Raw genomic sequence first — 21,830 nt, forward strand, 5'->3', positions numbered from 1 at the left:
TCCGTGTTTCGCGCAGTCTGTAGCAACTTCCGCCTTAAGAGTAGGAACTTCTGCCTTAACGTTTCCGTGTTTCGCGCAGTCTGTAGCAACTTCCGTCTTAAGAGTAGGAACTTCCGCCTTAACGTTTCCGTATTTTGCGCAGTCTGTAGCAACTTCCGTCTTAAGAGTAGCAACTTCTGCTTTAACCTCACTCAGTGCTGAGTCGTGAGTCAGAAAAAAGTAAGAGCGGGTTTACTGTACAGATTTCTAACACATTCAAATCTTTTATAAACTTGCCTCTAGTTGCTCCTTGTGGAGCCACTGCGGTTATGAGAGGAAGAGAGGGGGGATTTAAAATTGATGAAATTACTCAAATTTTAGGCTTTTTAAGAAAAATCAACAATTTTACGCAGGACAACCTTTTAAAAAATTGTCCAGTATAGAGTTACTAGAAATTTAGGTTATTTTCCCAGGTAAAGGAGTATTAATTATGGCAAGACGCAAACGCGATTCACGTATTCTTAGCAAGGCTGAGATGCGCTTGGCAAGTATTAAATCTATCAGTCTTACTCTAAATGTAGGAGAAAGTTTAACAGTTAAAGATTATACTGACAAAATTGAAAGTCTCCGTCAATCTCTGGAAGCCTACAATACCACTCTCTCTACTATTGATGTTTTATTAACCCAAATCACCGAAAATGAACGAGGTTTGGCAGACTATTCTGAAAAAATTTTGCTTGGTGTTGCTTATAAATTTGGTAAAAATAGCCACGAGTATCAGATGGCTGGGGGTACTCGTAAAAGCAATCGCAAACGTACTGTGCGCCAAGGTGTTGTTTTGACTACCAGCTAAAGGCAAAACTCCGATCAATACAGTTTGCATATAGCGGTTCTCGGCCTTTGTGAGGTAGAAGAACCCACCCCGCAAGCAAGGCTACGGTGTACACACAAGTTGAATTACCCCCCCCCTTAATCCCCCTGATAGATTGGGGGGAAACAAGAAATCTAGTTCCCTCCCCTTTATAAGGGGAGGGTTAGGGTGGGGTAAAACCTTGGTTAATCAGCTATTTCAGACTTGTGTTAGGACTTACGCACAAGTTACGGAATAACGAACCGCAGAGGCACAGAGAAGCCAGTGCGTTGCGGGGGTGGAGGAGTTTGTAGCAACTGGCGCGGCACAGAGAAATTAGAGTTTGAGAGATATTTTGCGTAAGTCCTATTGTGTGTACAGCGTAGCCTTTATAAGGGGGGATTAAGGGGCGTAGCCATTGTCAGCCGATGCAATGCCATTGCAGGTCAAGAGACTTGTGTGTACACCGTAGCCTTTATAGAAAGAGAGGCTTTGATTAATCGCAAAATATTGTCATTCATTTAATTCCATCAATTCTTTTGTTTTCAAATCAGCCGCTACAGGTAGAGAACATCCTGCAATCTGAGGAGAGATAGAGCAAATCGCATCTGTAGTTGTTTCAAAACAATTTGATAACCCAATTGTTTTTAACAATCCTGAACGTTCTAATAGTTGTTTGACTTCGGGTTGTAAACCTGTGAGAATTAAGCGGCAATTGTGCCGTTCCATGTCGTGATAAATATCTTCTAAGGCTACTAACCCAGTTGTGTCCATATTTGGCACAAACCGTAACCGCAGAATTAAATACTTCACTTCCGGTTCATCGCGGAGGAAGGTAGCAAACCGTTCAGCAGCACCAAAAAATACGGGGCCATCTACCCGATAAACTGCAATTTCCTTACCTAATTCCAGAGGAGTACCAGGGGGAAATACTTCGGTTTCAGGTATTTTGACTAGGCTTAAATCGCTCATCCGTTTGATGAATAAGGCTCCGGCTGCAATCAATCCCACTTCGACAGCGAGAACTAAGTCAAACAAGATTGTCACTAGCCAGGTGAGAATCATCACCGCAAAGTCGGAGTAAGTAGCACGCATTAACAAACCAATGCCATCCCACTCAATCATCCGCAAGCTAACCACCATCAAAATGCCAGCAAGTGCTGCTAAAGGAATCTGTGCTGCTAGGGGTGCTAAAGTTAAAACAATAATGGCTAAGGCAACGCCATGAATTACCCCAGATAGTCGGGTTTTCCCACCAGAACGGACATTCACAACAGTCCGAGCGATCGCACCTGTTGCGGGAATGCCACCAAAAAATGGCACAATGATATTTGCTAATCCTTGACCAATTAATTCGCGATCGCTATTGTGTTTTTCGCTGACTGTCATCCCATCAGCCACCACCGCCGATAGCAACGATTCAATACTTCCCAGTGCTGCTAAAGCCAAAGCCGGATTTATCAGTTCCCGAATCAAGCCAAAATCATTCCAGTGGGGAATACTTTGGGGCATCGGTAAAGATTGCGGAATGCTGCCAATTGTCAGTACATCCAGATGGAAATAACTAGCGATCGCTGTTGCCAACACCAACCCCATTAAAGAACCCGGTATTGTAGAATTAATCTTAGGCCACAAAACCGTGGTTGCAATCACCACTATTGCCAACCCAACAGCAGCCCAGTTTAAAGCTTCTACATGACTTGCACTTTGCCAAAGTCCCGGCAAAAAATGTTCGCTACGCGGTAGTTGTAAACCAAAGAAATTATTTAATTGACCACAAAATATAATCACGGCAATACCATTGGTAAAGCCTGCCGTCACTGGATAGGGAATAAACTTCACTAGCTGTCCAAGTTTGGCAACCCCCAAGGCAATCTGGATAATCCCAGCCATCACCCCAGCAATCCAAACTTTCTCAATGCCGTACTTGGCGACAATTCCCACCAAAACCACAGCCATTGCGCCTGTTGGTCCTGTAATCTGTACCGAGGAACCGCCAAAGATTGCCGCGACAATTCCTGCCACAATCGCGGTGTAAAGTCCAGCTTTTGGTTCTACTCCACTTGCCACCGCAAAGGCTAAAGCTAAAGGCAAGGCTACCACTGCTGCCGTCAGTCCTCCCGTCAAATCGCCACGCAGTCCACTAAATAAGGGACGCAGACGCTGTGGTTCTTGGAGCATATCTGAGATTGCCATATTCGGTTTCAACTCTCATACGCAATTTGCTGATAAATACATAGATGTGATATGATATCCGGGCAATTAAGCATAATACCCGGAACCCCAAAGAGCCTGCGGGGAAAAGCCCCTTTATTATAGACATCTGGGAAAAAAGTCAAGATTATATTGTGATTAGCTTGTAGCGATCGCTCGAAGGGATTACAGTCGATAGAACTATAATTGCGTTCGCGTAGCGTACCGTAGGTAATCGCTCATCGTCAGACTCAGGACTTTGTTCTGTGTTAATATCAACTGCACGAAACCGCAAAAAGCCGTGGCTACTCTATTAAAATCTCATCGGATATCAAGAAGGCGTAAACATTCAACGCATCCTCTCCAGCGCTTGCTTGAGTATGGACACCAGTATCGTAAACAAATTTGGCTGGCGACTACTTATTCTATCCTGAATAAATTTTTTGACTTGGCACCACCCGGCTTAATTGGCGTGGCGGTGGATGTAGTAGTCAAGCAGCAGAATTCCATAATTGCACAGTTAGGGGTACGCGATGTCTTTCAACAATTTTTGATTATTTCCTTCCTGACTGTGATCATTTGGATACTAGAATCTGTTTTTGAGTACGCCTACGCTCGACTTTGGCGGAATTTGGCTCAGAATATTCAGCATGACTTGCGTTTGGATGCATACAAACATTTGCAAGAGTTGGAATTGGCTTATTTTGAAGAACGCAGCACTGGCGGTTTAATGTCTATTCTCAGTGATGATATTAACCAATTAGAGCGGTTTTTGGATGGAGGAGCGAATGATATTATCCAAGTTTCCGCAACTGTTGTAATTATTGGCGCTGCTTTCTTTATTTTGGCTCCTAGTGTAGCGTGGATGGCTTTGTCTCCAATGCCGTTTATCCTCTGGGGTTCCTTTGCTTATCAACGATTACTTGCACCTCGCTACGCCGAAGTACGAGAAAAGGTAGGTTTCCTTAATTCACGTTTGTCAAACAATATTAGTGGAATTACTACTATTAAAAGTTTCACCGCCGAAACTTATGAAGCCTCTCGTTTGGAATTAGATAGTGACGCTTATCGCCGCAGTAACTCTAAAGCAATTACTCTTTCTGCTGCTTTTGTGCCGTTAATTCGGATGCTGATTTTGGTGGGTTTCACGGCATTACTGTTGTATGGCGGCATGGCTGCGGTTTCTGGAAAAATGTCTGTAGGTACTTACAGCGTATTAGTATTTTTAATTCAGCGCTTGCTGTGGCCTTTAACTCGATTAGGCGAAACTTTTGACCAATATCAAAGAGCAATGGCTTCTACTAATCGAGTCATGAATTTGTTAGATACTCCTATCGCCATTCATACAGGTGATGTGGCGTTACCTGTGGATGAAGTGCGCGGTGAAGTGCAATTTAAAAATGTTTATTTTGCTTATAAAGATAGATTTCCAGTTATTAAAAATCTGTCTTTGGATATTCCGGCGGGGAAAACGATCGCAATTGTCGGTTCTACTGGTTCTGGTAAAAGCACTTTAGTCAAACTTTTGTTGCGGTTATATGAAGTGCAAACGGGAAGTATTACTCTCGATGGCATTGACTTACAAAGTTTGAATTTGCAAGATTTACGCCGTTGCATTGGTTTGGTGAGTCAAGATGTCTTTCTATTTCATGGCACTGTAGCGGAGAATATTGCTTATGGTAGCTTTGAGACTACAGAGCAAGAAATTATCACGGCAGCGAAAGTAGCCGAGGCGCACGAATTTATTATTGAATTGCCCGAAGGTTATGAGACAATTGTGGGGGAAAGAGGACAAAAGTTATCTGGTGGACAAAGACAACGGATTGCGATCGCCCGTGCAGTTCTCAAAAATCCTCCCATTCTGATTTTAGATGAAGCGACCTCGGCGGTGGATAATGAGACAGAAGCGGCAATCCAGCGATCGCTCGAACGGATTACAGTAGATAGAACTACAATTGCGATCGCACATCGTCTTTCTACCATCCGCAATGCCGATTGCATTTATGTCATGGAACATGGGAAATTAGTAGAATCGGGAACTCATGAGCAATTGCTGGAGAAAGATGAGATTTATTCTAGTCTTTGGCGTGTACAGTCAGGTTTGAGATAACTTTCGCGCAAAGTTTTGTGTCTTCATTACGAATTATTTATGTTTTTTGGTAATAGTCAACCAGAATCAGGTGATACTAAGTGGCGTCGCCAGTTGGATAGGTTTGTGAAAGCAAATCAGCAGGAATTGGCGGCGCTTTTTTGGGGATTGTGGTTAGCAAATGGTGACAGTCAGGGTACTGTTGGTATTGATTTGCAACCAACGCCGCATTTTGTTTATTGTCCGAAAGAGCAGATAGATAAGTTAAATAATCAAGTTGATAATCGGCTGCAAGAAATTTTGGGAATTGTTGAGAATCATCAGCCGGAAGTGGAAGTTGTGATGATTGGGATTGGTAAGGGGGAAATTAAGTTAATTCAGTTTGCACCGGAACCAGCACCACCGATTTGTTTTGAGGAAGTTGGGAAGGATGTGGATGGGTTATTGGATGTGCTGGAAGAGAGGATGAGGGGGGAGATTGTTTTTTAACGCAAAGGAACGCGGAGGGAAGCGCAGAAGAGCGCGGAGGAAGATAAGAACTCTGCGCTTATTGTTTAGTTGATTGCTTTGTAGAAATCTGGGTAAGTTAGATTTTCGGCGCAATGCCAAATAATGTTAAATACGGCTTCGTAGCGATAAGAACTGTTTTTGTAGAACTGTTTACTTAGATAGTCTTTTAGGGTTATGACTACTTGTGATAAATGTTCTCTTTGGAGGATTTTCGTCAAGCTTTCTGCTATATCCAATAAACAGGATTCATAAGATAGTTGATGTGTGGGTTTAAGGCTGAATTTGTTTTCGTAGTCATCATATTCCTGAAAATTCTCAATGTCCTGAACAAGAAGAAGGACAGCTTGTTTTAGCCTCTCTTTAACTAATTTATTGCCTAGATCAAGTTGTTCTAGATTTTGAACAGCATTTACTAGACTTTGAGATGCTTGCAAACGCATGAATCTATTTTGACTACTTTCACGTATTTGGCATAAAGTAGCGATCGCCTTCGGATTACCTGAATCAATTTTCACTAAACCTTCGGCTGCATACAAACGTTCCCATTCATCCTCAGAGGCTTGATGCTCAGTAGTTTCAAGTATCTGGAATAACGTTTTAATAGCCACCTTATTACCTGTAGCGATCGCAGTTTTATATTCTGGATCAATTTTCAGTAAATAGGTTGCAGCGCGATTTATAAGAGATGCACTTGCAGAAGTTTCGAGGATATAAACTAGAGTCTTGAGTGTGATTGCATTACCTGGATCAATTTGCCATAAAGCCTGACTTGCATCCAAGCAGATTCTATCACCCTGGTTTATCTCCAAGAATTTCATTAGAGAAGCGATCGCAGTTTGATCACCCACAGCAATTTTTCCCAAAGCTGCGATCGCATTACAACAATTATCCTTATTTAGTGTCGTCTCCATAAGATTAACTAATGCGGCGATCACAGTTGGATTACCCACGCCAATTTTTACCAAATCTCTGATTGCGAAGAAACAAATTTCTTCGCTTAGTATTGTCTCTATAGTTTGAACTAACGAGGCGATCGCAGTTTCATCACCAACTGGTATTTCCCCAGGATTTTGACTTGTCTGAGAGAATGTTTCTTTATTTTCAACAACTGGTCTTAGCAGTGTCAAGGCAGCGATCGCACTTTTATTACCCGGATCAAGTGTTCCTAACTTCTCGGCTGCAAGTCTAAGAACTGTGCGACTTTCAGTAGTATGAACCAAATGCACAAAAGCGGCAATAACCCGTTTTCTGTCAGTTAATTCCAGAGTTTTTCTGGCTGTCTTCACCAATGGTTTTGGTAGTATCTGCCAATCTCGCTTATCTTGCCGAAAATAAGCATAACTCCATTTCAGCAGTTGGGAAGCGATCGCATCACCCAAACTACATTCTGGGAACTGGGATAAAGCCTCAGCCGCCAAAAAATAGGCGCGATACCGATAAAAATCGCCGCAGCCGTCATCAAAATCTATTAAAGCTTGGATAAAATCTTCTTTCTGCTGCTTATCCACATCTTTTTGGCTGAACCAGTGGAGAATCTCTGCTTTCCACTCCGGCTCAAAGATGCGGTAAGTGCCTTGATTTAGATTGTTGCGATCGTGGTTAAAGAAATACTGCCAATCATGCATTGCCTCCTATCCACTTCGAGATGTGGGAGGAAAGGGACTTAAATAAATCTTGCTACATCAGTTGGCTTCCTGTCAAGTCTACACGCAATAAGTATCTGTAAAGTTTTCCCTCTTATGACTCAAAAAAAGCAGCAGGCGAAATGTGAAAAAACTCTGCGAGGTGAGCGATATGATTAACTGTCAGCTAGACTTCAGAGTTGTATCTCAAGCATTGGAGAATCGATATCTAAAAGCCAACTTTCATCAATAAACTCTAAATTTTCATTGTAAATAATAACCAAATCGCCGAGCTTTTGAGCGTTATTACTTGCCGTCTGTGTGCCATCAACAGCAGAAGCTATAAGGAAAAACTTTAGTTGTAGAAAACGTTGTTTGTGGGTAACGCCAATAGAGCTAGTAACTAATTCAGCTTTTAGGAGACGAGGCAAAGTAATTGTTTCATAATATTTATCTTGTTCATCCCAGTAACCGCATATTTTATAATCAAATAGTTCCAGATGTTGTTTAACAAGAGTATTAGCATCTAAAGGTTCTAATATTTCAGTTAAATCTCGCCAAACTTGATGATTTTTCAATTCAAGTTTTTTCATAGTTCTGCGGGTTTAATGTTCTTGTATCCTTTCCCCCTTCGGTCAGGATAATTCATAATTCATAATTATTATCCTATAGCTATAGCAGTCCTAAATCATTTGTGAAAATTTCTGTTGATTCTTCTCTCTGTGTTCTCTGCGCCTCTGTGGTTCGATTAAAAAGTAATTTTCACAACTCAGATAGGATTGCTATAGTAGGGCGGGGATAAAATGCCCACCCTAATTGCCTAAACTAGGGCTGGTGTATTTGCACGCTTAACTTGATGTGTTGCAATCATCAGCATTCCGGCGGGTGCAGCTATAGTTAACCCACGGCGCACAGGACGCACAGGACGTTTATTCACCAGCGATACTTGAAATTCCGACAAAACAGTTGCCAAGACGATTTTCATTTCATACTGGGCAAATGCCATCCCAATACAACGACGATTACCGCCACCAAAGGGTAAATATTCGTATGGTGAATATTGTCTTTCTAAAAAGCGTTCTGGTTTGAACTGCTTGGATTGTGGGTAAACTTCTTCCCGATGATGCGCTAAATAAATACTGGGGACAATTACCGTTCCCTCTCGCAGTTCGTAGCCCATAATTGTAATTGGGGTCTTCACAATCCGGGGGAAAGCACTCATGACAATTGGGTAAATTCGCAATGTTTCTTGGCAAACTGCTGTCAAATAGGGCAATTTAGTGACATTACTCAAATCGGGGTTAACTCCAATGGTGTTAAGTTCCTGTAGTAACTTCTCACGCACCTCTGGTAAATGGTCAATCCAGTAAAAAGCCCATGTCAATGCCGAAGCGGTAGTTTCATGTCCCGCAACTAGCAATGTCATTAACTCATCGTGTAATTCTTCATCTGACATCCCTTGACCATCGTTGTAACGAGCCGCCATCATCAAACTTAGGATATCTTGGCCATTTTGATCTGCTTGGGCCCGACGTTCTCGAAGCAAAGCATAAATCAGTTGATCAATTTTTTGCCGTTGTTGCAGAATCCAACCCCACGGACTCCAGGCACCAAAATCTTTTTGCATGAACCGGAAAAAGAAGGCGCTGGACATTACGGGGGAACTGATGAAGTCTAGTAAGTCACTTAGCGATCGCCTCAGTTCCTCAAAAAGCTGTCCTTCATTCAAACCAAATACAACCCGTAGAATAGCACGCAAGGTAATTTCTTGCATCGACTCACGGATATTAAAAGGCTTGCCAATTTGCCATTCGTTACTCACCTGTCGGGTTATTTCGCGGATATCCTGACCATAAGCCCGCATCCTTTCGCCATGAAAAGGAGGAGCTAATAGTTGCCGTTGACGCTGATGGCGATCGCCATCTGTTAACATAAAGGAGCGATCGCCAAGCAAAAATTTTAGTCCTATGTTCGCATTGCCAACCTCAAAATAGCTAGAATCAGCAGTAAAAATCTGCTCAAGCGCTTGGGGTTGACTAAAGTACACAAGATGATTATCAGAGCGACTACTCCTGATTGTGAAAGTGTCACCATAGATTTTGGCAAAATCATCCACATATTTCACTGGCTGACCAATAAACTTGATCATCCGCAGCCAGCGCGGAATTTGAGGCCCGTCAGGCAGATTGTAAGTTGTTGTCATAGAATTTTGGAGAATTGATGGCTTCTGAATTTTATTGTTACGACTTTTCATGTTATTTAGGGTTACAGAAAGCGGTATATTCATCAAATGGGGAGTAGGGAGTGGGGAGTAGGGAGTAGGGGAGGAAAGGATAATAACTCCTAACTCTTAATGACTAACTTAGTATTCAACACTCTTTCAAGTCAGTCCATGATCAAAAAATCCCACAACCAAACATGAATTTGATTTCTTCCCCTACTCCCCACTCCCCACTCCCCACTCCCTTTCCCTAGCTAAAGCAGTGCCAAAAATCATCGCTATTCTCAACGGTAAAGGAGGAGTCGGTAAAACGACTACCGCAGTCAATCTGGCTGCAAACTTTGCGAAGAAACAAAAGGTGCTGCTGATTGATGCAGATATTCAAGGTTCTGCCAGCTGGTGGTTTGGGCGCAGTCAGCAGGGAATGGGATTTGATTTATCTCAAGAAACTGATCCCACGCTTTTAGCTGATTTAGGAAAGATAACAGGTTACGATTTAGTAGTGGTGGATACACCTCCGGCGCTACGCTCTGAAGCATTAGTGGCGGTAGTTGCGATCGCAGATTATCTAGTTTTGCCTACACCCCCAGCCGCAATGGATTTAGCAATCCTCGTGGAAACAGTCAAGGAAGCCGTCATCCCCTTGGGAACCCCCCATCGGGTATTGCTCACCAAAGTCGATACGCGCAGTCTGGGGGAAGCGCAAGAAGCAAAAAATACTCTGACTCGCTTAGGTATTCCTACTTGTAATACCTTCATCCGTGCCTATAAAGCTCATGAACGAGCAGCACTTGAAGGTGTAGCGATTACTCAATGGCGAGGAGGAAATGCACGGGAGGCGGAATTAGACTACCGCCGTGCAGCTGATGAATTACAGCGTGATTGGAGAAAATAATAATGGCTAGGAAACAAAGTCTCTCTGACTTATTACAAGAAGAGGCGCAAAAATTTACACCCTCAGAAGGTGAACCTGCGATCGAAGTTACAGCAGAAAAAATTGCCGAAGAACAGGCTTTATCTGATGAGGAATCTTCAGCACAAATACTTGAGCCAACTTCCACTAAGCGCACAAGTCCAACTAAGGCTGATTTAGAAACAACTATCAAAGAGTTGACAATTAATCTGGAAAAAAGCCATAAAAATGAAGCATCTCTTGGGCAAGAAATTGCTGATTTGCAATCAAAATTATCTAGACAAAAAACATTAGCATCTGAACAAAAATTATTAGTAGAACAGGTAGCAAAAGAACTTGAGGAAACCAAAAAAACAGCGCTGCAACTAGCAGAAGCGAATTCCCAGCTTATCGAAGAAATTAATGCTTTAAAACAAACAGCAGAAGATAAGTCTAAACTTGCTGTAGCTGTAAAAGAAACTAGTGCTATAAAACCCGTAAAAGAACACTACAATCCACTGAACTACAAAAAATCACATCGTTCATCGGAAACACTAGCTCAAAGTCAACCACAAAATCAACCAAATGAGTATCCTGAGAGTTCTAATGAGATGTGGTTACTTGACTAGAGTCAGTTAATCAGTCAGATAAAGATTAAATAGCAATACCTCAAAATCTATGGCACTGCGGGAATGAACCAGTGCCATTTCTGATGCAATTCATGCTTCTATACTTGATGCTTTAGCGCTAAATTCTAAAATATGCTGGGCTGTGATTTGTGGTTGTTCCAGGTGTGGGAGATGACCACAATCTTGAATCCAGATGAGAGTACTGTGTGGAATTGCCCTTTTAAACTTTGTGGCATCCCCAGTACCTAAAATTTTATCGGCATCGCCCCACAAAATTAGCGTTGGTTGCACAATTTGTGATAGCATTTCAAATCTAAAAGCACTGTAACCCCCACTTTTAGTGAAAGCAATCACAGCTTGATCCCAGCTTGGCATTTGTAGGTGTAATGCGCCACAACATAGCGCATCGATAGAGGCAAGACTTTGATTTTTATATCCTATGCGGGAAACGCGATCGCGCACTTTCAGATTACTCAAAAACTGAGTTGCTAAATAATCCAACGGGGGAAACATTAATTTATTTAATCGTGAACCACCTGTTAAGCCAGCACTGTCAATTAACACCAGCTTTTTTACTACTTCCGGGTAAGTCAGCGTAAAATCAATCGCCGTCGCACCCCCCATCGAAGCGCCCACTAAAATTACAGGTTGGTTAATCAGGCTTTTCCAGAAATAATAAAGATGGGTTTTAATCGTAGTTGGGGTATAAGGAATTTCTGAGAGTCTATCTGTAAACCCAAAACCCAACAAATCCACTGCCCAAGCTTGATTATCTTCAGAAAGCAGTGGCAAAAGCCGCCGAAATTCTAATACAGAACTGTCAAAGCCGTGAATTAATAAAATAGGATTTCCACCACTCCCTTGCTTGACATAGGTTGTCGTAACTGGTTGATTAGTTAAAGGAGTAGCCAGAGCAGTTGTTTGAATACTCTGAGCTAGTGCGATCGAGGCAGATTCTGTCAGTTGCCCAACTGCTGTAGGAAGAAAATTCGGAAACATAAATTTCAGTTTATCGTACTAGCTTGCTTCCACGCATAGCTGATTTTGTTAAACAACAAAAATGATACAAACTAAGACGCTGAAGTATTATTTTTAATTATATAAAACATAAACCAACGGCTATCAAAATATTCTAACTCCCGATTCCCTAGACGTGATTAATCGCGTCTCTCCCCACTCCCCACTCCCCACTCCCCACTCCCCCAAAAATTATGGCATCAAAGAAAGTTTTCCAAAATGTCAAAATTTGGACTAAAGCCACGTACAATTGAAGTCGCCTATCCCTTAATCCAGGAGCTAATGCCATGCCAATGGCCGTTGGCGTAATTGAAACTTTAGGTTTTCCTAGTGTCTTAGCAGCAGCAGATGCAATGGTCAAAGCTGCCGCAGTCACAATTGTGTATTATGGTCAAGCAGAAAGCGCTCGCTTATTAGTCGCCGTCCGGGGACACGTTTCTGAAGTAAATAGAGCTGTTGAAGCCGGAATCGCAGCCGGAGAGGAAGTAAAGGTTGGTACAGTAATTACCTACTACATCGTTCCTAATCCCCCGGAAAATGTGGAAACCATATTACCAATCCATTTCACTGAAGAATCAGAACCTTTCCGCATGTTCTAAGCAATTTTGCTATCAAAATCTGTAGGGAAGCTTCATACAATTAACATGTCGCCCCCATATCGTTTATTCATACAGGAGATTAATAATGTCATTACAGGCAGTTGGAGCACTTGAAACGAAAGGTTTTCCTGCGGTGCTAGCAGCAGCAGATGCGATGCTAAAAGCTGGTCGAGTCACCCTCGTTGGTTATATCAGAGTAGGTAGCGCTCGCTTTACAGTTAATATTCGTGGCGATGTTTCGGAAGTAAAAGCCGCTATGGCTGCTGGTGTTGAAGCCGCAGAAAATGTTTATGGCGGTACCCTAGAATCTTGGGTGATTATTGCTCGTCCCCATGAAAACGTTGAAGCTGTTCTGCCAATTGGTTACACAGAACAAGTCCAACAGTATCGAGAATCTGTAGAAAATCCCATTGTTAGATCATCCAACAGTAGATAGAGTCAACCTCCTGCGGGGTAATTCAAAATTTAAAACAAGAATCCCCATGAATTCAAAGAGAAGTCTTTTGTAAGGCTTCTGATTATTAAAGCTTTTGAGGGTTGCATTGTTTCTGTTTTTAAATTTTGCATAAGTTGAATTTTGAAGCAGAGGGAAAGCAACAGTCAACAGTCAATAGTCAAAGTAAATATTGACTGTTGACTATTCATTTTTACCAATGTAAAAGTTTTAAGAATAACTCGCCAATGTTAGAGGCATAGTTGTGGGTGAAGCTAGTTTAAAAAGGAGAAATTTGCCATACTAGAACTGATTCCACTCTGTAGCGATAGTATTTATCCAAGAATTTATTTAAGGTTTTATATAACGACTTACTAAACATCCTCTTAAACGGTAATTTACCTATATACATTTAATAAAATTCAAATATATTACGAAATTTAACTTAATCCGATTCAGTTAAGGCTTAATCCTCCCTAACCCTCCTTAAAAAGGCTACGGTGTACACACAAGTCGAAAAAAGCTCGATTAGACATTGTTAGGACTTACGCATTGACAAGAAAGAGTAAATATATATAACGCAAAAAACCACATTTTCCGTAGGGGTTTAGCATGGCTTTTCCCCTACAGCATGGTCTATTTACGATCCAAGGATAATTAATCAAAGCCTGAAACAACCTATTTTGATTGATGCACATCATGATGAATTTGTACAGTGCGTAAGTCCTAATTGTTTTCTCGTTCCCATGCTCTGCATGGGAACGAGAAAAACCTCATCAAGCTAGGTTTTTAGGACTTGTGTGTACACCGTAGCCTTAAAAAGAGGGAGTTAAGCCCATTTTTTAAGAGGAGTCAGCGCAGTGTTGGCGGCATCTTCCGGGGGAAAATATCACTAACACCAAGTGTATTTAAATATAACTAAGTATTTTACTACGTAAGTAATTGTAGATGGTTGAAACTTATACGGGTGAAATAACGTCTTTGGCATTAAGTTAAATTAGATTCGTTCCTCGGCTCGGTTACAAAATGTCAGATTTCCCTGATCCATTTCGTGCAAAACTGTATCGTCACCACTCTAGGTAAATTTCTGTTCTCAGTTAAATAACATAACTTTACAAAAAGTTAAAGTTAACACAATTGACCGAAATGCCTTACAGGTATGGATTTGGGGCATTTTAAAATTGAAAGCAAAACATCAATGTAGAAATTTCTGCATAATTTTAGTGAATTAAGACGTAATAAAAGTGGAATCACTGAGCTATTTTCATGAGACTCATGAAATCCGAGGAAGTTGCCAGTTAAACAATTAGGTGGGACGAATGGGGGTTGTGATGCAAACTTCAAAATTGAGTTTCGAGGAACGCAATCTCACTATGACAAAGGATGTAGAACAACTGGCTCTAGATTGGCAAAAGCGCTTGGCTGCGGAATGTCCAGATCAAAATGAAGCTGCTAGGCAAAGCATTATTCTCTGGCTATTTGGATCTGACTCAAAACGGTTTGATCTATTTAACGCTAAGGAATTCGATATTGCCAAGCAAGCGATGGAATATCGCTGGAGAATTTTATGTCAACGCTACTTGGGGCTAGGGCGAGAACGTGCTTATCGCAACTTGATAACGCGATTGGGGAGTTTAGTAACATTACGGAATAAGATTCAGACTTGGGTTTCCCTCAGCCGCGATCGCCAGCGCAGTGTGATCGATGTGTTACAAGAAGTACTCCAAGAATTATTGCAAAGCGATAGCCATATGCAACAGCAAATGGCTGATATTGCCAAATATACAACCGATCGACGATTGGGCGATGCTCTGCTATTTGCCAGTGTAGAAGAATATTCTCTGCGGCCAGTACGCAATCAACCCCTATTAGCTTACCGTTTTGTGAATTACTTGCGTCGCACTCAGCGCGGTGGCTTAACCCAAGTGCCAAGCGGTGACTTGATTAGACTGGTGTCGGAAGAAGTTCTCACAGATAATAATGATAATCGAGTTAACTTAGTCGATAGTCAGGCGATCGCAGAATATCAAGAAGCACAACAAGTAGAGGAACAACAAGCACTGCGCCAGTCAGTACAAAAAGAATTTGAAAATTATTTACAAGAATATCTAGGGGCAGACGCAGTAGAATGGCTACGACTGTATCTCCAAGGTAAGTCCCAGGAAGATATTGCCCAGAGACTGAATAAGCAGACTAAGGAAGTATACCGTCTGCGAGAAAAAATCAGTTACCATGCTGTACGTGTTTTTGCCCTCAAAGGTAAACCAGAACTCGTAGACGCTTGGCTCTCAATTTCCTTGCAAGAACATAACTTGGGGTTAACGCCAAGCCAATGGCAGCAACTTGATCAAAAATTGACTCCTCTGGGACGGCAGATCCTAGATTTGCGGAGAGCAGGTAACTCAATAGAAACAATAGCCCAACACTTAAAATTCAAAACCCATCAAGTGCTAGGCGAATGGACAAAAGTCTATCTTGCAGCCCAAGCTTTAAGAACTCAGGAGTAAACTGTGATGCAATCTAGTTGATTTACTGAGGTCGTGGGGAAGAGTAGGAGATGGAGAAAACAGGGAGCAGGGGCATATAGCAAGTTTTTCCCATCTACCTCTTCATCCCGCTCATCCCTAACTCAGTATTATCACTAAACTACAATCCAAAATTGATTATTGACTTACGTCTATTTATGTATAGATAATTTAATTTTTAATAATTTAACAAAGGATCTTGATTAAATACTTACTAAATTAAATTAAAGGAAAGATAGTATACGAGCAAACACTAAGCAAATCAAACCTATGTTGTCTTCAAAAGGCAAACTAACAGATACCGCAGTAAATAGACAGGAAGTGCTAACTGCTACACAAAGCCACTGGGAGCGAGTAGACATTCGTAAGCAAATATTCCAGCTGATTGATAATCTTTTGTCTTTTGAAGCTTGCCTCTACCATCAGATTCTGCCTTTTGAATTAGAAGACAACAACCTCTTGCTAGGTATGGTTCATCTACAAGACAGCGAGGCACTAGATTACGCTAGTCGCATCTTGTCTTATATCAATTGCACAACAATAACTGAGGCGATCGCAGCCGACGCTCACCGCCGAATACTCTCAGCCTACCTCAACCATAAGAATACATCTCAGCTAGATGCAAAACTTGTGCATCAGCGAAGAACGGACTTTTCCCCAACAAATAGCGCAGCTACCATTACTGACAAACCTATTCGCTCCCTAGATGCCGACTCGGAATCAAATCAGCAACCAATATTGATGGTGTTTCAGACACAAAAGCGTCAACATTCTTGGCAGCACGTAGACTTGCCTCCGATCCCAAAGCTAGATAAATTATCTCAAACTACGACGTTCTTGACACCTATTTCCACAGGTCAAGAGGGAGAGACTTCTGAAGCAACAGCACCAAAGAATTTACCTATTTTGTCTACACAAGTTCCCGAACAATTTAGTCCGATTGAAGTGCTACCAACACTACCACCCAAGAAATTACTAGAAGAATTGCTAGGGCGAATTCTGGCTGGGGGAATTGGTCGGCTGTATTTAGAAAGACAAGCTTATAAAGGCAGGATATTGTGGAGTGATAATGGAGTCTTGCAGTCTGTATTAGACAAACTGCCGCTCTCTCTTTTCCAAGGAGTACTGAATGAATTAAAGCGGTTTGCTTCCCTGCCTCTAACCACGGTTGCAGAACCAAAACAGGTAGAGAAGGAATACGTATATCAAAAGAACCGCTTATTGTTACGCTTGCGAGTCATGCCGGGAAACTACGGCGAAGAGGCAACACTCCAAGTGTTGAGGGGAGCAGCATTAAAGTTCTATCAACAACAACAGTTGGTGCGTTTGAGCCGTGATGCCTTAGGAATTTCTCAGCAACTAAGCTTCAAGTTGTATGAACTACAAGAACGGCTTTTACTGAATCCCAGCCTTGACTCTCAGCAATCAGAGGCTTTGCTTGCCCTGAATCAACTAGTGAAAAATTTAGACCAACAGATCAAAATACTAGGACTGGAAAGCAATCCACTAACAAACAGCAAATGATCGATCTGTCAGTGAAAACGCTGATTGCGATCGCATACATAATTGTTATGTTTTAATGGAACCTCAGACCGATCAACCTAGAGGTTCATCTCCAATAAATACAAATTTTGCGATCGTATTCTGAGTAAGATTACGGTTTAAACAAACTTATAGTAGCAAAGTTAGTTTCCCGCTCTTAAATCCATTTCTTGCAAATATTTCATGTTAACTGAGGTTTTTAGTGAACTTTTCCCCTTAATGAGTACAGCCACTCCCCAGACTTTGGAATGGCTACTCAACGTTGCAATTGAACATGAATACCCATCTGGGCGAGCTGTTGTGATGGAAGATGCCTGGGGTAACGCCGTTTACTTCGTGGTATCTGGTTGGGTCAAAGTCCGGCGAACCGTCGCGGAAGATTCAGTAGCTCTGGCAATTTTTGGCCGGGGCGATTTTTTTGGAGAAATGGCAATTTTGGATGAATCTCCACGTTCAACCGATGTTATTGCCCTTTCACCCGTGAAGTTGATTAGCATATCCAGAGAGCGTTTTATTCAAATATTGTTTAAAGACCCGCAATTACATCACCGGATGTTGCAACTGATGGTGCGGCGATTGCGACAAATTAACGTGCGCTTACAAATGCGGTCTTCACCACCAGCAGTCAAACTTGCCCATACCCTAGTGACTTTAGGCGAAAGTTATGGTCAGGAATCCAATTTGGGGAAGGAAATTTTTAATATTCCGTTCAAAGATTTAGCCGAGGTTACAGAAATAGGCGTTGAAGAAACTACCAAAATTATGGAAAAGCTGCATGAGAAAGGGTGGATCAAAATTGACAGCGCTAACAACATCATTTATCTTGTGAACTTCAAACAGTTGATGAACTTAGCTGGCAAAGTGTGATTGCTTTATTCATTCAGCGATACAAATTTTGGTATTAAGTAGGTCAACCGACAATACACTTGGGTTGACTTGTTTATTAGAGGTGTAGGTAAGCTGCTGCGCTTTTAATTTGCACTAATATTTTTTTCAATATGATTGTGGGGTGTGCCAAAAAGCCATTGGTGTCAAGTTAAGAAAAATAGAAACTTGCCAAGTGCGTAAAACTCAATGGTTAAACTTAACACAATGGTGTTGAGAATAGGGATGTCTGTGAGTCGGCAAGTCCGATTTCAACGCCTAGAGAGCTTGCCAGCACACCTGTTTATCAAGCTGTTTGAGCATATTCCTTGGTTACTACAGCATCAGCCTTCTATGGGCTTGGTTAAAGCTGTTCTGAGACGACACCGACGCAATGCCGCAAGGTCGCTTGACATTTGGGCTGAGGCTTTAACTTGACACCAATCATCCTGCCCGCCCTATTTTCACTTTATTTATGCCTATCCACTTACCATTTCTCTATACTAGGGTTTTAGACAAGGAACTTTCAAAGGTCTGCAATATAATTCCCAGAATCTTATCGACGGAATTAACATAATATTCAATTGAGTCAATGCAAACAGTATTCTGTTCTAAAGTTAAGAATTTCCAAGCGGTTCCACTTGTCACTGCTCCATAGATGACTGGAATCTCATTACCTGCTCTTTGATTAAATATCTGAGCAGCAATCATTGTGGCTGCACATTGCCCCAATCCGGCGATGATATTCTCATTTTTGGCCTCTACAACAGTGACTATGGGAGCGCTGATAAAATACTGTTCACCAGATGCACTGAGGATGAAGTCACAAAAACCTGAAAGTCCTTGAGCAGGATCAACATTGAATTCTGTACCTGAAAATAAGCTGATCTGATAATCTAACTGTCGCCTTACCTCAGACAGAATCGGAGCGATTAAGAACTCAGAGCGGGCTTTTTCGCTGTTAATGGCAGTTGCTAAAGTTAGGTTCTCATCCAGCAACCGCTTTAGCAAGTCAGATGGCTGGACACCCTCTACAGTCAGAAACAGATTACGTGTCTCTTCCAGAGTTAAGCCAAACGCATTTCTTACTTTAGCGAGACTAAAATCAGTGTATGCCATAGACTTCTGCTCCAGTTCTATCTTAATTGTGCATGGCTTCCCCGTCTTTGCAAGATATTGCTTCGTTAGCAGGTTCGCCTCTCAAATATTCCGCCTGAACGCGAAATTAAAAATACCTAGAGAAAACCCAGATAATCACTCCAGTTCCCAATACACAAATAATTCCCGCCAAACCAGCTAGAGGTTTTTTATTCTTACCTGTGAACCAGTCAGAGACTTTACCAGTGTAAGTAATTAGTTCGGCTGTATCTATGGTAGCGATCGCCCATACCCATCCCGCATGCAGTCCCCAAGCTAAACCCAAATTGCCGTTCGCAGCAAAGCGTGCCAACACCAGCACCATTCCCATCAGCCACAATCCAGGGAGTTGCGGTGCCGTTTCGCGTTGCTCCCAAACTAGGTGTAGCAAGGCAAAAATCAAGCTAGAAATTGCGGCTGCTACCCAAATTGGATAATCCTGCGCTAATTCAGTGAACAGGAAACCGCGAAAAACTAACTCTTCTATGCCACCGACTAATAACGCTATCAAGAAAATCGGTAGCAAGATGGGTAGTACTAACTTGAAATTCGTCTTTTCAAAACAACACCAACCTAACCCAAATTGCCCACTAAATACAATAGCTAGGCTCACCACTCCCAAACCGAAACCTAGTGCTAAAGAACTAAGAGTTGAAAGATTCCCAACAAAGCCGTAATCCGAAAAAGATTTATTGGTCAGCCAACTAACTCCCCATAGAATCAGGGGAGCTAATAGGTAGAGTGACGCCAATAACGGCATCTTTTGCTCTGGCTGCAAAGGTTTAGGAGGTTGCCAATTGAGCAATATTGCTGATACTGCTGCTAGTGGCAACCAGCAAATTATCCAGCCAATAAAAAATGCCATCACTATAACTAGTGGTGGTGCATTTACCATAAATACCAGTAGGATGTTGACTGAAGGCTCAAAGAAAGTTATCAAAATAAACAAAAAAAACACGATAGACTTCTTGCACTATAGATTTCTTGCTGATTAATCAAGACTCTACTAAATTTGGTGACTCCTGCAAGGGGTCTAATCGTATTTTTTACCTAAGACAAAATTTTCTAAATAGAGCTACTAGTTTGCTGTCGGGGTAAGGACAAGTTATCATCACCTGAAACTTATCCCTACCATCAGCAAATTTACTCTTCGTCTTCCAAATCTTCGTCTGATTCGTCGGAGTCTACATCTTGTGAGGTTAGTTTTTTATCGGTTTCACCGAGTTGAATCAAGTGAATATGCTTGTAACCCAACCTAATTTCAAACTCATCTCCAGGTTTTAAGCCCATTGCTTTGGTATATGTGGCACCAATCACAATCTGACCATTTTGATGGACACTAACGCGATATGTCGGTTCACGACCACGACCATCTTTAGGTGCTTCTGGACTTAGAGGAATTCCTCTAGCCGATAGCAAAGCGTCATAAAAATCGGTGAGATTGACACGAACCTGGTTATTCTTAGTAACAGTGTAATAGCCGCACTGTTTAGCTCTTTCTCGGCGCGGTAAAGTGGAAAGTTCTTTTACTTTAGCAAGTAGTGCTTTTCCGGTTAATGGCGCGGTTGCAGTTTCAGTCATTATGCTCAAATTTTCCTTAATCTCTCCAAACTGATAAACGATGTACTCTCATGCCAGCATTTGACTTTTTAGCATTTGCATAGAGCTACTGAGGACTCTAGTGTAACGGGTGAATTCCTGCTGATAGGAGCCAAAAGCACTTCTATATATGGTCGTCCACAACAAATTAGAGGTCAGAGTTGCCACAGACATTAATTTTGCTGATTTTACGGCACTTTTAACCATTATTCGCCATTAGAAATGAAATTGTTTTCTCTTTTGGCGCTACTGTAGCGGTGTAACTTTCAGCCACCTTAACAAATTGGGTTGGTTCTACTACAAATAAGTCTTAGAACCAATAAATTGCAGGTTTTTCACTTTCAGTGCTTGCCCTTCTGGCCAATGAGCAAGTAGAGTTTTCTCTACTCGTCCTCTCAAGCTTAGGACAGCATAGTATTTCAATAGAGTCCTACGGGCTTATGCCCTTTTGTCCTGCCAGTAGAGACGCGAATTTTCTTGTCTCTACATTACGAATCAACAAAGCAGTAGTAGCCGCGCTTATGCGGCTATTGATTCTGGTTTTGTGACTTCCTAATTTTATATTAAATACTAGCATGGACTAATAATAGCAAAATAGTTGTTTAATTTTGAATTAAAGTTGCTGGTAAATTTTTATTTAAATTCCTGGACTTAAAGCTTGGGGATTTTTGTAACCCTTTATTGCAAGCGTGAGTATTGCCCGATGGCTTTTATAAAAACTTATCTAATATAGACGAGTAGTTTTGACCAATGAGTTAAATCCAAGATTTTCTTGATTGAAAGTCAGCAAAAATCTAAAAGTCTCGCGGATCATGGATTCCCGGTGCAAGAACTTATATTTGAAACTGGTGAGGATTTTTCCTCGGTTTATTACTGTAAGCTCAAAAGCGGTCAGAGAATTTTGTACGTCTGTCTATGGGAAGAATAAATATCTTAACATCTGCTTACCGCTTGATTGCCACTACTATATATTGAATATGTGCTTTTACACTTCTATATAATCAAAAAATTCAGATGAAGCTACCACTTGACGGAATTTTCCAGCCAGGACTGCTTGACTCAAGTTGACATCAAGACGTGTCGCTAACCTGATATGCATTTAATTTGGATATGATCGCTAGGGTAAAGA

At 41.6% G+C, this 21,830-nt stretch carries 19 protein-coding genes; 11 read left to right on the forward strand and 8 right to left on the reverse strand.

Annotated features, from left to right (window positions below):
- The first annotated feature begins 469 nt into the window (after nucleotides 1–469).
- Nucleotides 470–832: a hypothetical protein gene (locus V7L05_RS01715; protein ID WP_335161237.1), complete on the forward strand. Its 363-nt coding sequence runs from the start codon at nucleotides 470–472 to the stop codon at nucleotides 830–832.
- Nucleotides 833–1,342: 510 nt separating this feature from the next.
- On the opposite strand, the gene V7L05_RS01720 is transcribed toward V7L05_RS01715, so the two are convergent.
- A complete protein-coding gene (locus V7L05_RS01720; protein ID WP_335161239.1) occupies nucleotides 1,343–3,025 on the reverse strand; it encodes a SulP family inorganic anion transporter in 1,683 nt (560 codons plus the stop codon).
- A gap of 298 nt (nucleotides 3,026–3,323) precedes the next feature.
- On the opposite strand from V7L05_RS01720, the gene V7L05_RS01725 reads away from it, so the two are divergent.
- Both V7L05_RS01725 and ccmS read left to right on the forward strand, forming a co-directional pair.
- Nucleotides 3,324–5,132 carry an ABC transporter ATP-binding protein gene (locus V7L05_RS01725; protein WP_335161241.1) on the forward strand — a complete coding sequence of 603 codons (1,809 nt, stop codon included), beginning with the start codon at nucleotides 3,324–3,326 and terminating at the stop codon, nucleotides 5,130–5,132.
- A 39-nt stretch (nucleotides 5,133–5,171) separates the two neighbouring features.
- Nucleotides 5,172–5,600 (forward strand): beta-carboxysome assembly chaperone CcmS, encoded by a 429-nt coding sequence (gene ccmS, locus V7L05_RS01730; RefSeq protein ID WP_335161243.1) that lies wholly within the window; start codon nucleotides 5,172–5,174, stop codon nucleotides 5,598–5,600.
- A gap of 65 nt (nucleotides 5,601–5,665) precedes the next feature.
- Here ccmS and V7L05_RS01735 read toward each other — a convergent pair whose 3' ends face one another.
- The 3 genes from V7L05_RS01735 to V7L05_RS01745 form a co-directional block, all read right to left on the reverse strand.
- On the reverse strand, nucleotides 5,666–7,246 hold the full coding sequence (locus V7L05_RS01735; protein WP_335161246.1) for a HEAT repeat domain-containing protein: 1,581 nt from the start codon (nucleotides 7,244–7,246) through the stop codon (nucleotides 5,666–5,668).
- A gap of 191 nt (nucleotides 7,247–7,437) precedes the next feature.
- Entirely contained in the window at nucleotides 7,438–7,836 is a 399-nt protein-coding gene (locus V7L05_RS01740) for a hypothetical protein (RefSeq protein ID WP_335161248.1), read from the reverse strand.
- Nucleotides 7,837–8,063: 227 nt separating this feature from the next.
- Nucleotides 8,064–9,446 carry a cytochrome P450 gene (locus V7L05_RS01745; protein ID WP_335161250.1) on the reverse strand — a complete coding sequence of 461 codons (1,383 nt, stop codon included), beginning with the start codon at nucleotides 9,444–9,446 and terminating at the stop codon, nucleotides 8,064–8,066.
- Nucleotides 9,447–9,726: 280 nt separating this feature from the next.
- Here V7L05_RS01745 and V7L05_RS01750 point away from each other — a divergent pair, with 280 nt between their 5' ends.
- Nucleotides 9,727–10,359 (forward strand): ParA family protein, encoded by a 633-nt coding sequence (locus tag V7L05_RS01750; RefSeq protein WP_335161252.1) that lies wholly within the window; start codon nucleotides 9,727–9,729, stop codon nucleotides 10,357–10,359.
- Nucleotides 10,360–10,361: 2 nt separating this feature from the next.
- Nucleotides 10,362–10,985 carry a hypothetical protein gene (locus tag V7L05_RS01755; RefSeq protein WP_335161254.1) on the forward strand — a complete coding sequence of 208 codons (624 nt, stop codon included), beginning with the start codon at nucleotides 10,362–10,364 and terminating at the stop codon, nucleotides 10,983–10,985.
- 90 nt (nucleotides 10,986–11,075) lie between these two features.
- Here V7L05_RS01755 and V7L05_RS01760 read toward each other — a convergent pair whose 3' ends face one another.
- Nucleotides 11,076–11,984, reverse strand: a complete 909-nt coding sequence (locus V7L05_RS01760) for an alpha/beta fold hydrolase (protein WP_335161256.1) — start codon at nucleotides 11,982–11,984, stop codon at nucleotides 11,076–11,078.
- Between the two features lie 305 nt (nucleotides 11,985–12,289).
- Between V7L05_RS01760 and V7L05_RS01765 the strand changes: the two genes are divergently transcribed.
- The 6 genes from V7L05_RS01765 to V7L05_RS01790 all read left to right on the forward strand — a co-directional run bounded on the left by V7L05_RS01765 (nucleotide 12,290) and on the right by V7L05_RS01790 (nucleotide 18,403).
- Nucleotides 12,290–12,601, forward strand: a complete 312-nt coding sequence (locus tag V7L05_RS01765) for a BMC domain-containing protein (RefSeq protein WP_300413426.1) — start codon at nucleotides 12,290–12,292, stop codon at nucleotides 12,599–12,601.
- Nucleotides 12,602–12,686: 85 nt separating this feature from the next.
- On the forward strand, nucleotides 12,687–13,037 hold the full coding sequence (locus tag V7L05_RS01770) for a carbon dioxide-concentrating mechanism protein CcmK (RefSeq protein ID WP_334803320.1): 351 nt from the start codon (nucleotides 12,687–12,689) through the stop codon (nucleotides 13,035–13,037).
- Nucleotides 13,038–14,353: 1,316 nt separating this feature from the next.
- Complete coding sequence (locus V7L05_RS01775) at nucleotides 14,354–15,541, forward strand: HetZ-related protein 2 (protein ID WP_335161259.1); 1,188 nt, start codon at nucleotides 14,354–14,356, stop codon at nucleotides 15,539–15,541.
- 288 nt (nucleotides 15,542–15,829) lie between these two features.
- Nucleotides 15,830–17,083, forward strand: coding sequence for a pilus assembly protein PilB (locus V7L05_RS01780; RefSeq protein WP_335161261.1), 1,254 nt, complete (start codon nucleotides 15,830–15,832; stop codon nucleotides 17,081–17,083).
- 201 nt (nucleotides 17,084–17,284) lie between these two features.
- Nucleotides 17,285–17,968, forward strand: a complete 684-nt coding sequence (locus tag V7L05_RS01785) for a Crp/Fnr family transcriptional regulator (protein ID WP_335161263.1) — start codon at nucleotides 17,285–17,287, stop codon at nucleotides 17,966–17,968.
- Between the two features lie 207 nt (nucleotides 17,969–18,175).
- Nucleotides 18,176–18,403: a hypothetical protein gene (locus V7L05_RS01790; protein WP_335161265.1), complete on the forward strand. Its 228-nt coding sequence runs from the start codon at nucleotides 18,176–18,178 to the stop codon at nucleotides 18,401–18,403.
- A 60-nt stretch (nucleotides 18,404–18,463) separates the two neighbouring features.
- On the opposite strand, the gene V7L05_RS01795 is transcribed toward V7L05_RS01790, so the two are convergent.
- The 3 genes from V7L05_RS01795 to V7L05_RS01805 form a co-directional block, all read right to left on the reverse strand.
- Complete coding sequence (locus V7L05_RS01795) at nucleotides 18,464–19,084, reverse strand: hypothetical protein (RefSeq protein WP_335161267.1); 621 nt, start codon at nucleotides 19,082–19,084, stop codon at nucleotides 18,464–18,466.
- Nucleotides 19,085–19,190: 106 nt separating this feature from the next.
- Nucleotides 19,191–20,060 carry a CPBP family intramembrane glutamic endopeptidase gene (locus V7L05_RS01800; protein ID WP_335161269.1) on the reverse strand — a complete coding sequence of 290 codons (870 nt, stop codon included), beginning with the start codon at nucleotides 20,058–20,060 and terminating at the stop codon, nucleotides 19,191–19,193.
- Nucleotides 20,061–20,245: 185 nt separating this feature from the next.
- Nucleotides 20,246–20,683 (reverse strand): AbrB family transcriptional regulator, encoded by a 438-nt coding sequence (locus V7L05_RS01805; RefSeq protein ID WP_273766880.1) that lies wholly within the window; start codon nucleotides 20,681–20,683, stop codon nucleotides 20,246–20,248.
- Between the last annotated feature and the right edge of the window lie 1,147 nt (nucleotides 20,684–21,830).

The organism is Nostoc sp. (assembly GCF_036917755.1).
In the GTDB taxonomy this organism is placed as follows: domain Bacteria; phylum Cyanobacteriota; class Cyanobacteriia; order Cyanobacteriales; family Nostocaceae; genus Nostoc.

Excerpts from the sequence above, each read along its gene's own strand:
- V7L05_RS01780 (WP_335161261.1), top strand. The coding sequence starts at position 15,830 with ATGTTGTCTTCAAAAGGCAAACTAACAGATACCGCAGTAAATAGACAG.
- V7L05_RS01770 (WP_334803320.1), top strand. The coding sequence starts at position 12,687 with ATGTCATTACAGGCAGTTGGAGCACTTGAAACGAAAGGTTTTCCTGCG.
- V7L05_RS01775 (WP_335161259.1), top strand. The coding sequence starts at position 14,354 with ATGGGGGTTGTGATGCAAACTTCAAAATTGAGTTTCGAGGAACGCAAT.
- V7L05_RS01765 (WP_300413426.1), top strand. The coding sequence starts at position 12,290 with ATGCCAATGGCCGTTGGCGTAATTGAAACTTTAGGTTTTCCTAGTGTC.
- V7L05_RS01745 (WP_335161250.1), bottom strand. The coding sequence starts at position 9,446 with ATGACAACAACTTACAATCTGCCTGACGGGCCTCAAATTCCGCGCTGG.
- V7L05_RS01735 (WP_335161246.1), bottom strand. The coding sequence starts at position 7,246 with ATGCATGATTGGCAGTATTTCTTTAACCACGATCGCAACAATCTAAAT.
- V7L05_RS01715 (WP_335161237.1), top strand. The coding sequence starts at position 470 with ATGGCAAGACGCAAACGCGATTCACGTATTCTTAGCAAGGCTGAGATG.
- V7L05_RS01805 (WP_273766880.1), bottom strand. The coding sequence starts at position 20,683 with ATGACTGAAACTGCAACCGCGCCATTAACCGGAAAAGCACTACTTGCT.
- V7L05_RS01790 (WP_335161265.1), top strand. The coding sequence starts at position 18,176 with ATGGTTAAACTTAACACAATGGTGTTGAGAATAGGGATGTCTGTGAGT.
- V7L05_RS01740 (WP_335161248.1), bottom strand. The coding sequence starts at position 7,836 with ATGAAAAAACTTGAATTGAAAAATCATCAAGTTTGGCGAGATTTAACT.
- V7L05_RS01795 (WP_335161267.1), bottom strand. The coding sequence starts at position 19,084 with ATGGCATACACTGATTTTAGTCTCGCTAAAGTAAGAAATGCGTTTGGC.
- V7L05_RS01720 (WP_335161239.1), bottom strand. The coding sequence starts at position 3,025 with ATGGCAATCTCAGATATGCTCCAAGAACCACAGCGTCTGCGTCCCTTA.
- V7L05_RS01785 (WP_335161263.1), top strand. The coding sequence starts at position 17,285 with ATGTTAACTGAGGTTTTTAGTGAACTTTTCCCCTTAATGAGTACAGCC.
- V7L05_RS01760 (WP_335161256.1), bottom strand. The coding sequence starts at position 11,984 with ATGTTTCCGAATTTTCTTCCTACAGCAGTTGGGCAACTGACAGAATCT.
- ccmS (WP_335161243.1), top strand. The coding sequence starts at position 5,172 with ATGTTTTTTGGTAATAGTCAACCAGAATCAGGTGATACTAAGTGGCGT.
- V7L05_RS01755 (WP_335161254.1), top strand. The coding sequence starts at position 10,362 with ATGGCTAGGAAACAAAGTCTCTCTGACTTATTACAAGAAGAGGCGCAA.